Below are 11,081 nucleotides of genomic sequence, written 5' to 3'. Positions count from 1 at the left end.
TCCTCCTTCAGCGTTCTACTTGCATGTATTAGGCACGCCGCCAGCGTTCGTCCTGAGCCAGGATCAAACTCTCATTAAAAGTTTGAGTTCTCACTCATTTCTGTCACTGACAGATTTATTGTTTTTTTCATTGTTCAGTACTACAACCTTAGTTGTAGTGCCCTGCACATTGGTTCGTCTTGTTCAGTTTTCAAAGGTCTTTGTCACTCGCTTCTCTCAAGCGACAACTATATTAGTATATCACAGGCACTTTCGCTTGTCAACACTTTTTTGAAACTTTTTTGAACTTTTTTCATCAAGTGTTCCATCCGCAACATACCATAGTCCGTACGGGATTCGAACCCGTGTTACCGCCGTGAAAAGGCGGTGTCTTAACCCCTTGACCAACGGACCAGAGTTGGTGTTTTCAACTCTTACTATTATACCGACTTTTCTAACTTTGTCAACTACTTTTTTCTATTTTTTTCATTTTTTTACATGGCTTCTTACCGACTACGGATATCAAACTCTTTAAACACAATACGCAAGTCCCTTAGAACTCTTTGACGCCCTCGGAAGCGTTCATGTCTTAAGATGCGTTCTAACTCTTCTTGCTTCTCTTTGCTTTGTTTGTTTCTATAATCTCTTAGTGTTTCATGAAAGAGATAATACTCATCTAGCCACAGACCTCCCTCACTGATACGATGACTAATCTCTCCCACTTCTTCATAAGGTTCTTTATCATATCTACGCTTCTGACTTTCTTGTTTACGGATATGGTCTAAAATTCGATTACGAAACTTAGTCTTGAAATATTTACGTAAGCGTGGAATATCTTCTACCAGTTCTTCTTCTCTACTGATCAATTCATGTAAGCAGATCATTCCCTCTTGGTCCCAATCCGATAACTCCCATAAATGAAGGTAATATTCATTTCTACACTTGTATACAATTCCTTGGACTTCTTCATACAATTTTTTAAGCATAAGCTTCCCCCTTTCTAGATACAGTCTAACAAATCAAGAACTTAATTGGGGCCTTTTCGCCTATTCTGTTCCCTACACCGCCTCAACTGCACAAAAAAGAGAGGGCTTGCCTCTCTTTGGGTTATTTTTCATCATTCATTTTTGACTTTACTTCATCATAAGATAGTGCATGAGATTCCTCCTCGACTGTTTCAGGCATCTTTCCTGTTTCGTAAAGAGCTTTAATTTGTGTACTATCCAATGTTTCGTATTTCAATAATGCTTCTGCAATCAACTTGTGAGTTTCACGATTTGACTGAATAATTTCAGCGGCTTTATTTCGTGCCTCATTCAATAATGAACGAACCTCTTCGTCAATTTCATAAGCTGTTTGTTCTGAAATTGATTTTTGAGGACTTTGTGCACCAAACATGGCATGATTTCCTTCATATTGAACTGGACCAAGTTTTTCACTCATCCCGTACTCTGTAACCATTGCACGCGCCATTTGAGTCGCTTGTTCAAAGTCGTTTGAAGCTCCTGTAGTTTGGACGTTAAAGATAATTTCTTCAGCTACACGTCCACCCATCAAGCCAGCCAATTGCTCTTTCATATCTTCTTTAGATAGAAGCATTTGATCTTCCTTAGGAAGTGCAATCATGTAACCACCTGCACGACCTCTTGGTACAATTGTAACCTTATGAACAACACGGGCATTCGATAAGACTAGGCCAACAATGGTATGTCCAGCCTCATGGTAGGCAACCAATTCACGTTCTCTTTGTGAAACTGTCTTATCTTTCTTAGAAGGTCCAGCAATAACTCTGTCTTCTGCTTCATCAATATCTGAAGCATCAATTATCGATTTATTGCGACGAGCAGCAACTAGAGCCGCTTCATTCAAGACATTCTCTAAATCTGCTCCAACAAAACCTGGGGTTTGTTGAGCCACTAATTTCAAATCAACATCGTCTGACAGAGGTTTATTTTTAGCGTGAACTTTCAAGATTGCTTCACGACCTTTAACATCAGGACGGCCAACCAATACTTTTCTATCAAAACGTCCTGGACGCAAAAGGGCAGGGTCAAGTACATCTGAACGGTTTGTCGCAGCGATGACAATAATCCCTTCATTTCCCTCAAAACCATCCATCTCAATCAAGAGTTGGTTCAAGGTTTGTTCACGTTCGTCATTACCTCCGCCAAGACCAACTCCACGTTGACGTCCAACAGCATCAATTTCATCGATAAAGATAATAGCTGGTGCTGCTTTTTTGGCATCTTCAAAAAGAGAACGAACACGACTAGCTCCAACTCCGACAAACATTTCTACAAAGTCAGAACCTGAGATACTAAAGAATGGAACACCTGCTTCTCCGGCGACTGCCTTAGCAAGCAAAGTTTTACCTGTTCCTGGAGGTCCCTCCAAAAGAACACCTGCTGGAATACGGGCTCCAAGTTTTGTAAATCGTTTTGGATCTTTTAAGAATTCAACAACTTCAACTAGTTCTTGTTTTTCTTCCTCAGCTCCAGCAACATCTGAAAATCTTACTTTAATATCTTCTTTATTTGCAGCTTTGGCCTTACTACGTCCAAAACTCATCGGGTTACGGCTATTATTTCCTCCCATATTTCCCATCATAGAGAATAGGAAGAAGAACAGAATACCGAATGGCACAATGGATACAAGAATATTAATCCACATACCACTTGAACTTTCATGCTTAACAGTTACTTCTGCCTTATGGTCAGAAGCAAGTTTTTGCAATTCTGATACGGTAGTATCTGAAGGAAGAATAATACTTGAAAATTTCTCTACTTTTGTAGCAGAAGGAGAAAAGAACTGGATACCTGTTTCTTCTTTACTCGTTTTAGGATTTTTATAAACACCCGAAACTTCGATAACACTACCATTTGGTTGGTAAGTTAATTCTTTTACATTGTCATCGGTAATTTCTTTTACCAATTCTGTATAATTAATCTGCTCACTTTTCCCTGCAACACTACCTGTACTAAAATACTGGTAACCTGTAACTAGGAGAAAAATAAGTAATAACCATAGAAAAGGATTTTTAATTAAACCATTATTTTGTTTTTTCATTAAAAATTGTTCTTTCTAATTTGAATACACTTCTTCTTTCAATACTCCAACATAAGGAAGGTTACGATAATTTTCTTTGTAGTCTAAACCATAACCTACTACAAACTCATTTGGGATAGTAAAGCAGGTATAGTCAGCCTCAATTTCTACAACACGTCCCTCTGGTTTATCCAACAAGGTTGCAATCTTAACAGAAGCTGCATCTCTTGCAACAAACATATCTCGCAAATTCTTCAAAGTTTGACCTGTATCAATGATATCTTCTACAAATAAAACATGTCTTCCTTTGATGTCTTGAGTCACATCTTGCTTGATATTGATGACACCGCTACTTGCTGTCCCACCATGGTAGCTAGAAACCATCATGAAGTCCATTTCAATATGTGTGTCAATATGTTTAACTAATTCAGCCATAAAAGGAATAGATCCTTTTAAAATTCCAACTAAAATTGGATTTTTTCCTGCATAGTCTTTAGTGAGTTGAGCACCTAATTTTTTAGCAGCTTCTGTAATTTCATCGTGTGAAACGAGGATTTTTTTAATATCGTTTTCTAACATTTTTTTACCTATCTATTTTTTCTATATAAAGTACAGTGTTCATTATATCATTTTTCGTGTTTTTACTCAAATTACTGGTCGCAATTCCCAAAATTGAGACAATTTCACCAAATTGCTCAATAATCAGAGCAGATTTCCGCTTTTCCATAGGGATTTTCAAATCAATAAATAGACGTCTGAGTTTTTTTGTATGCCCATTTTGAACCAAAACATCTCCTGGTTTTCGATAACGAATGTGTATGGATGTTTCGCGTGAAACAGGTATTTGTTGAATTGATTCACCTTCTAATGGAATCCCAAAGGAAAATAAATATCCTTGATAAGATACCTGATTTTGATAGTGTAACACAAGTTCATCTTCCTTTTCATCAGCCTGCGGACTGATTTTACAAATCTGAAACTGTTGGTACTCTTTTATCAATTCATAGCCATTTTTAAGCGGATGACGATACTGGCTTTTAGATTTTAAAATCTGTCGAACTTCATCAAACTGAGCTTTTGTAAGATTCAAATCTGGAAAACGATTCAGATAAGTTTGAAGTAAGACTCTTTGTGTTGACTCAGAATAAGAAAATAACTGTTGTAAATTTTCCACATCAATATTCTTTGATAATTCAGCTATAGCTAGGTCATAATCTAAAATTTCATTTCCGATACTTAAGATTGCATCTCTAAATCTAGGATTTTCTTTTTCTAATTCTGGTAAATAAGAATTTCGAATACGATTGCGAAAATAATGATTTTCCTGATTTGATGTATCTTCAAAGTGAGAAATTAGTGGAAAGTCTTTTTTCTGAAAATGCAAGAAGGGCCTAAGAATTTCTATATCCCCGACCACTTGCTTCTCCTTAATTCCTGATAGATAGCGCAAACGAGTACCTCGAATCAAACGCATCAAAATCGTTTCCACCTGATCATCAGCATGGTGGGCAGTGACTAAGGCTGTCGCACCTGTCTTTTTCATGACCTCTTGAAAAAAATTATAGCGAAAATTTCGTGCACGCGCTTCTGAAAATTCTCCTGAAAAATTGCTGACATAAATAGGAAGTCCAGCTTTAGCAACCAACTTCCTTAATTCCTTTTCTTCCCAATCTGATTCTACTCTCTGCTTATGATTCACATGAGCAAGAATCAATTCAATTTCTAACTCTTTTTGATAAGTAGACAATACCTTAAATAGAAACATAGAATCTAATCCACCAGAAAGAGCTAGCACCACTTTAGCATGCTTTTTGAAATATCCCTTCTTGAGAAAATGATTTAAAAAATCTTGTTCCCTCATTTTAGAACCTCATAAACATCCTTGGCTATCTTAGAAATCGTATCATAATCAGAATTCTTAGTAAAAATAGAAAGCACAAATGGAGAATCTGCATAGACAACACCCGTATCATGCTTAAATTCGTCCGCATCTCCAATTTTATGAGCTACCTTCACAGAAACACCTTTGGCAATGCGCTCATTATCAAAATCTGTTTTGGTCAAGGACTCCAATACAAATCCGTTTTGATTATAAATAGCTTCCATAACCTTTCCAGCCATTTTAGAAGAAATCAATTTTTCTTTCGGATCCCAATCATCTCCCATAATAGCAGACATCTTGGACTTAAATGTTGCATCCGATTGGTTTGAAAGGTAATAACCCAATATATTATGAGCTACATTATCAGATTCTTTAGATACTTTTGTGATTAAGTCCTTGAGAGAATACTCTTTATTATCCTCTTTTTTAGGAAGACTACCACTTCCCTCTGGTTTATAAGAACCTGGAAAATCATTGACTGCAGATACATATTTTACAGTCGTATCTAACTGATAAATCCCCTCATTTATTTTTTCTTGCGTATAATAAAGATAAGGGAGTTTCAAAACACTAGCTGCATACATCTTTTCATCTTGATTGATACCAGCTTCTTTTCCAGTAGTCAGTTGCTTAACATAAATAGAAAATGAATCCTTCTGATATTTTTCCGATAACATTTCTTGGACTTTACTCATCCGATTATCTTCTTCAGAAGTTGATTCTTTAGCTACCCATCCAGTCTGATCAATATGTAGAAATTCTCTTCCTTCTACAAACATGGTCTTATCGATTGATACCTGAGAATAAGCTGATAAGGATGATTTCACTTCTTTTAAGTCATAAGGACTATTGTACAGTTTAAAATCAAATTCTAACCATACTTTTTTTATTGTTGGAGTTACCTCTGACTGATCATATAAAAATCGTTTGTCTGCAGCAATAAATTGATGGTTGGATAACTTAAATACTGGAATTCCTTGTTTATTTAAGCGCCACTCAGTTATTTGGAAACTTGTTTTTGGAGTTAACTTTCCAGATTCTACAACTAAATCTTCATTCGCATAAACAGGAACTTCTCCATAAACCATAGGAGAACTTAGCTTTTCTCTAAAATAAATACCAAAGTCAGATTGTGAAAGGTAATAAATTTCTTTCGAAGTATAGACTACTTCTTTTTCTGTGCTAACAACTTTTGAAATGGTCAAAAAACTTGGTAGCAACAAAATAATTAAGAATTTACGCATTCTTCCTTTCCTTTTCTTCTTGTAAACGCAATAATTGATTTTTATCAGCCAACTCTGCCAGCTTTTCATCTGATCGACTCAAAAATTGCTCAATTACATCTAGTAAATTTTCCATTTTATCACCTTTGAAGCAAGTCAGGAATCGTATAAACTATTTCCCTCGACTTAGAATAATAGTACTTCGCTCGTGTATATTTGGCAGCATAATCCTCATCTTTCAACTTTGTAGCAAAAGCTGTCTCTTTCTCCTTTTCCTCACTCAAGGTTTGATACTGAGTTTGCAAGTCTGATAACTGTTGACGTCTTTGAAGTAATTGGTGATAACTTTGAGCAAGATTATAAGTTGGTAAAATGAACAATAAAATCATCAAAATAAGAACCCAACCCATGAAACGATTACGTTTTTGTCGTTCTTTCATCAGATAGCGACGACGTTGGTGTTCATTTTGAATAAAAGAATTATTCAATTGTACGATATTTTTAGACATTTTCTTCTACCCGTGTTTCACTGATAATTTCATACATGCCTGCTGCATCTTCTTTTTTTGTACTATCTTTCATCTCCAGTACTTTTACAAGTAGCAACTTATTTCCAAAACGAATTTCAACTTGGTCATTAACTTTCAAGTCCGTTGAACTTTTGGCCAAGATTCCATTTACCTTGATTCTGCCTTTATCTGCTACTTCTTTTGCGACTGTACGACGCTTGATAATTCTTGATACTTTTAAATATTTGTCTAATCTCATTTTTATTACCTCAAATTATTATTGTATCATTTTTATCTACTTTATAGAAGAAAAATGTTAAAGGGAATTGCCTCCTTTCGACACTTTTATCTCTAATAAACTTTCTCCAAAAATAAGCAGACCTTCTAAAATTTTATAGTCCTTCTTGTTTCGAACATCAAATACAACTTCCATTAATCCCTTATTCTCAGCTATGGCTGCTTTTAAGTTCGTTGCGGATAAAGCTTTGAAATAATCTTGAGCCAAGAACAGTCGCTGAGTGATTTTTTCAAATTGAACTGTAATCTTATTGTCTTTTCTTTCCACACGTTCTACAAATACCTTATCCAAATATGACTTGACTAAACCAATCTCTAAAAGATAAGCAACCACATCTGGGTATTCTCCAAAACGGTCCATCAGCTCTTCTTGTAACTCCTCATAATTGACACGGTTGTCAATTTGACGAATTTTCTTGTAAATTTCAATCTTATGTCGTTGATCAGAAATATAAGTATCAGGAAGATAGGCATCAATTTGTAAAATCAACTCAGAATTCCCTTTGGTTCTTGTGTTCACATTACCATGTCGTTTAGCAATAGCTTCCTCCAATAACTGCGAATACAATTCAAAACCAACAGAATCAATGAAACCAGACTGGGATTTTCCTAAAAGATTTCCTGCTCCGCGAATCGAAAGATCTCGCATTGCAATCTTAAATCCAGAGCCCAATTCTGTAAATCCTTTGATCGCTTCTAATCTCTTCTCGGAGACTTCACTGATTGATTTTTCTGGACGATACATGAGATAGGCATAAGCAATACGATTACTACGACCGACTCTTCCTCTTAACTGATATAAGGTTGACAAGCCCATATGGTCCGCATTCTCAATAAATAAAGTATTAGCATTTGGAATGTCCACCCCTGTCTCAATAATGGTAGTCGTCACTAAAATATCATACTGACCTTCAATGAAATCCAGTAGAGTATTTTCTAACTGAATCTCACTCATTTGCCCATGAACATAACCAATCGAAGCCTCTGGAATCAATTCCTGTAATTCTGAAACCTTCTGATCAATCGTGTCAACTTTATTGTAAAGATAGTAAACTTGACCTCCACGCTCCATTTCACGCAAGACCGCATCACGAATCACACTATCATTCTTTTCCAAAACATAGGTTTGCACTGGATAACGATTAGTCGGCGGAGTTTCAATAACAGACAAATCTCTGATTCCCAGCATAGACATGTGAAGGGTACGAGGAATTGGCGTTGCTGTCAAGGTCAGGACATCTACTTGTTTTTTCAATTCTTTCAAGGTTTCCTTATGCTTGACACCAAATCGCTGTTCCTCATCAATAATCATCAAGCCCAAATCAGCAAATACAACATCTTTTGACAAAACACGATGTGTTCCAATCAAAATATCAACTTGACCGTTTTTCAATTTTTCAAGTGTTTCAGTCTGCTCTTTTTTACTTCTAAAGCGACTCAACACATCAATATTAACTGCAAAATTTTGGAATCGTTCCTTAAAATTGGTATAGTGCTGTTGCGCTAAAACCGTCGTCGGAACTAGAACGACAACCTGTTTGTGATCATTGACTGCCTTAAAGGCTGCACGCATAGCAACTTCAGTCTTTCCAAAACCAACATCCCCAACTAAAAGTCGATCCATTGGTTGAGAAGCCTGCATATCTCTCTTGATTTCCTCAACACTACGAAGTTGATCATCCGTTTCAACATAAGGGAAGGCATCATCAAAAGCATGTTGATCCTCATCATCAGCTGAGAAAGCAAAACCCTTCAACTGGCTGCGTTCAGAATAAAGTTTAATTAAATCGTCAGCTATATCCTCTACCTGGTTCTTAACTTTTTGCTTTGCTTTTTTGAAATGACCATCATTTAATTTATTGAGTTTAGGTGCTTTACCGTCACTTGAAACGTATTTGGAAAGTAGATGAATTTGTTCCACTGGGATAGAGATTTGATCCCCGTTTTGGTATTGAACACTAACATAATCACGGTGAATCCCTTTGATTTCAATTGTTTCAATCCCTAGATATTGACCAATTCCATGGATATGGTGAACAACGTAATCTCCTTTTTCAAGTTCATTGTAATCTTTTAATCTCTCTGCGTTTGAAACATGTTGTCTTCGAAAACGACGTTTCAATTTCTTTTGAAAAATCTCATGTTCAGTTATCAATAAAACCTTTTCATCTACAAAATGAAAACCATGTCTGAGATTACCCTCGATTAAGTTTACAGATTCTTTACAAACACTTGACTTATCTCTGGAATCCAATTTAATCTGGTATTCCTCTAAAACATCCTCCAATGTTTTACTTCCCATTGAATTGCTAGACTGCAGGATAATAGTATAATCCATTTTTTTGTATCGCTCAATTTCTTCTTTTAGAAAAGAAAATTGATTGAAAAACTCCTGCATAGGATATTGATTAAATTGATAAATTTGGTCAAACTTGAGATTTCCTAACCCCTTTTGCAGATTAGAGAAAAAGGTAACCGGACTCTGTTTTTTATAGATTTGCTCTGTATCAGCAAAATACTGCATCTCAGAAAATGCTTTACTGTTCTGTAATTCTTCTGTAAAGTATTGTGCTAATTCTCTTTCAAAGACTTCATACTGATTCATTAATTTTTGATAATCATCAAAGAATACTGGGGTATTTTTTTCAATATAGTCAAAAACAGTCCATGTCTTGTCATAACACAAAGATAAAAACTTCCTAGAATCTAAATGAATTTTTTTTTGATGAAAACTTGAAAGAATTTCTTCTAAGTATGATTTTAAAATAGGTGATAACGTTTTTGAAATTTGTTTTTCTAAAGCTGACTGTCCTCGTTGATAATCCTTTTCTCTCAAAAGTATGTCGCTAGCTGGAAAGATGGTGAGTTCTGTCTGATTTTCTTTCGATAATTGTGTTTCGACTTCAAAAGTACGAATTCCATCAATTTCATCACCAAAAAACTCAATTCGGCAAGGTTCTAACTGGGATATTTCAAAAATATCTAAAATATCTCCTCGCAGACTAAATTCGCCCTGAGTTTGTACTTGAGTAACTTTTCGATAGCCTATCTCTTTTAACTGATGGATAAGTGCGTGTTGGTCATATTCTTCACCAACTGTTATTTTTACAATACTATCTTTGAATATATTGGGAGACGGTAAAATCAATCGACTTGCTGCGATATTAGAAACTAAAATCCCTCTCTTAGATGAATCAGTCAAAAAACGCAAGGCTTCAACCCGTGAAATGATTTTTTCTTGTGAAGACATCAAAAACTCGACCATAGGGGAGTCATCTACCAAAAATGGATAGACAAGTTCCTCACCCAAGATAGAGATAAGATCACTAACAAGTCCTTCTGCTTCTCCATAAGTTGACGTCAATAACACAATCTTATCTTCCTGTCTCAAACTACTAGCAATTGCTAAAGCTTTTGTAGAAGTTGACAAGCCTAACATTAATTGTCTTTTCTTATCTGTCAGATTTTGATACCATTTTTTTATCTGATCATTTTCTGATAATAAATCTAATAAGGTTAACATTTATCCGTTATACCTCTGCATCGTTTTCTCAAAATTTTTCTCTTGTAAATAGTAATTTACAGAATCGTCAACCTTGTCAATAGACTGTAAAATACCGATATAATCATCCTTGTCAAAGGTACTCAAAACATGGTTAACAACTGACATGCCATTTTTAGGTCTTCCGATTCCAATCTTAACACGATTAAAGGTCTGAGTCCCTATATGTTGAATAATAGACTTGATACCATTATGACCACCTGCGGATCCCTTTGCTCTTAAACGAATTTTCCCAACTTCCATGTCAAGATCATCGTAAATAACGAGTAAATCTTCAATATCCAAACCATAATAAGTCAATAAAGCATGAACCGCTTTTCCACTTTCATTCATAAATGTCGTTGGTTTGACAAGATAAATTTTTTCTCCATTTAGGAAAAAGGATGCTAGGTCAGCTTGAAATATCTTATCATGTGTAAAAGTGACATTCTGTTTCTTCGCTAGTTGGTCAATCAACATAAATCCAACATTGTGTTTTGTTTCAAAATATTTATCCCCTGGATTTCCTAATCCTACAAGTAATTTGGTCATTTATTTTTCCTTTCAAAAGCCAAAAGGGTTGGAATTTTTTTCCAACCTAATTG

At 35.5% G+C, this 11,081-nt stretch carries 10 protein-coding genes, 1 tRNA gene and 1 rRNA gene; all 12 read right to left on the bottom strand.

Features of this window, described 5'->3' with window-relative positions:
• Positions 1–79: ribosomal RNA gene (locus tag GEZ85_RS01135) — 16S ribosomal RNA — on the bottom strand; the annotation flags it as partial.
• A 242-nt stretch (positions 80–321) separates the two neighbouring features.
• Positions 322–393, bottom strand: a tRNA-Glu gene (locus GEZ85_RS01130).
• A gap of 92 nt (positions 394–485) precedes the next feature.
• A complete protein-coding gene (locus GEZ85_RS01125) occupies positions 486–965 on the bottom strand; it encodes a sigma-70 family RNA polymerase sigma factor (protein WP_153209010.1) in 480 nt (159 codons plus the stop codon).
• A gap of 121 nt (positions 966–1,086) precedes the next feature.
• The gene (gene ftsH / locus GEZ85_RS01120; RefSeq protein WP_153209008.1) at positions 1,087–3,045 is read right to left on the bottom strand and encodes an ATP-dependent zinc metalloprotease FtsH; all 1,959 of its coding nucleotides are present in this window, start codon (positions 3,043–3,045) and stop codon (positions 1,087–1,089) included.
• Positions 3,046–3,060: 15 nt separating this feature from the next.
• Complete coding sequence (gene hpt, locus GEZ85_RS01115) at positions 3,061–3,603, bottom strand: hypoxanthine phosphoribosyltransferase (protein ID WP_153209006.1); 543 nt, start codon at positions 3,601–3,603, stop codon at positions 3,061–3,063.
• A 4-nt stretch (positions 3,604–3,607) separates the two neighbouring features.
• The gene (gene tilS / locus GEZ85_RS01110; RefSeq protein ID WP_153209004.1) at positions 3,608–4,885 is read right to left on the bottom strand and encodes a tRNA lysidine(34) synthetase TilS; all 1,278 of its coding nucleotides are present in this window, start codon (positions 4,883–4,885) and stop codon (positions 3,608–3,610) included.
• Positions 4,882–6,150 carry a serine hydrolase gene (locus tag GEZ85_RS01105; RefSeq protein WP_153209002.1) on the bottom strand — a complete coding sequence of 423 codons (1,269 nt, stop codon included), beginning with the start codon at positions 6,148–6,150 and terminating at the stop codon, positions 4,882–4,884. The genes tilS and GEZ85_RS01105 overlap by 4 nt, the downstream gene beginning before the upstream one ends.
• Positions 6,143–6,265, bottom strand: a complete 123-nt coding sequence (locus GEZ85_RS10475) for an SP_0009 family protein (protein WP_265475854.1) — start codon at positions 6,263–6,265, stop codon at positions 6,143–6,145. Before GEZ85_RS10475 ends, GEZ85_RS01105 begins: the two co-directional genes overlap by 8 nt.
• A 4-nt stretch (positions 6,266–6,269) precedes the next feature.
• Positions 6,270–6,638, bottom strand: a complete 369-nt coding sequence (locus GEZ85_RS01100; RefSeq protein WP_153209000.1) for a septum formation initiator family protein — start codon at positions 6,636–6,638, stop codon at positions 6,270–6,272.
• Entirely contained in the window at positions 6,631–6,897 is a 267-nt protein-coding gene (locus tag GEZ85_RS01095) for an RNA-binding S4 domain-containing protein (protein WP_001234978.1), read from the bottom strand. Before GEZ85_RS01095 ends, GEZ85_RS01100 begins: the two co-directional genes overlap by 8 nt.
• A 57-nt stretch (positions 6,898–6,954) precedes the next feature.
• Positions 6,955–10,458, bottom strand: a complete 3,504-nt coding sequence (gene mfd, locus GEZ85_RS01090; RefSeq protein WP_153208998.1) for a transcription-repair coupling factor — start codon at positions 10,456–10,458, stop codon at positions 6,955–6,957.
• The gene (gene pth / locus GEZ85_RS01085) at positions 10,459–11,028 is read right to left on the bottom strand and encodes an aminoacyl-tRNA hydrolase (RefSeq protein ID WP_153208996.1); all 570 of its coding nucleotides are present in this window, start codon (positions 11,026–11,028) and stop codon (positions 10,459–10,461) included.
• Positions 11,029–11,081: the final 53 nt, after the last annotated feature.

The sequence above is a fragment of the Streptococcus mitis genome (assembly GCF_009496205.1).
GTDB lineage: Bacteria > Bacillota > Bacilli > Lactobacillales > Streptococcaceae > Streptococcus > Streptococcus mitis_BN.
Note: the sequence above shows the minus strand (reverse complement) of the source record. Positions and strands in the feature narration are given on the sequence as shown.